Source organism: Vibrio sp. 2433-A1 (assembly GCF_056726085.1).
The window spans coordinates 1-793 of the sequence record NZ_JBRESC010000070.1 but is presented as its reverse complement, the minus strand read 5'-3'; the positions used below and the strand labels follow the sequence as shown (position 1 = coordinate 793).

General features: G+C 44.6%; 3 tRNA genes and 1 rRNA gene. All 4 read right to left on the bottom strand.

Annotated elements, in window-relative coordinates:
• Positions 1-356: 356 nt before the first annotated feature.
• Positions 357-432: transfer RNA gene (locus ACU01J_RS21675), tRNA-Val, on the bottom strand.
• A 30-nt stretch (positions 433-462) separates the two neighbouring features.
• Positions 463-538, bottom strand: a tRNA-Lys gene (locus ACU01J_RS21670).
• 2 nt (positions 539-540) lie between these two features.
• Positions 541-616: transfer RNA gene (locus ACU01J_RS21665), tRNA-Glu, on the bottom strand.
• An 89-nt stretch (positions 617-705) separates the two neighbouring features.
• Positions 706-793: ribosomal RNA gene (locus ACU01J_RS21660) — 16S ribosomal RNA — on the bottom strand; the annotation flags it as partial.

The window sequence follows — 793 nt, the reverse complement described above, 5'->3', positions numbered from 1 at the left end:
CGTGTACGCTTAGTCACTTAACCATACAACCCCAAAGGGTCTTTACGTCAAACAACCAAAGTTGTCTGCATTTTTATACATGTGCAGACTCGATTTTGCCGGACTCAATTTTGAATAGTCACTTAAAGTGACATTCCCAAGAACACTTGAATGTGTTGTTTGGTGTTTGTCATAAAGACAAACATTGAGAACTTTACAATCAACAATAAATTGTTGATTTGTCAGCTTTCCAAATTGTTAAAGAGCATGATTCTTCCGAAGAAGGTCATTTTCTAAAGACTTTCGGCGTCAAAAAATCCAACCACATACGAATTACTGAAGTGGTTTGGAAATCCTATCCAAAAATACTTAGAGAATGGTGGGCGATACCGGGCTCGAACCAGTGACCCCCTGCTTGTAAGGCAGGTGCTCTCCCAACTGAGCTAATCGCCCACATAAGTTTTGATTCTTCGTGGAGAAGAATGGTGGGTCGTGCAGGATTCGAACCTGCGACCAATTGATTAAAAGTCAACTGCTCTACCAACTGAGCTAACGACCCAATGGTATCCCGTAGGGGAGTCGAACCCCTGTTACCGCCGTGAAAGGGCGGTGTCCTAGGCCTCTAGACGAACGGGACACTAAGTTGAACACCTTGGGGGGTGTTCCATCTCTTAAACTACATAAACCATCAATCTGTGTGGACACTCATCGTGAGTAATCATCGTATAAGGAGGTGATCCAGCCCCAGGTTCCCCTAGGGCTACCTTGTTACGACTTCACCCCAGTCATGAACCACAAAGTGGTAAGCGTTCTC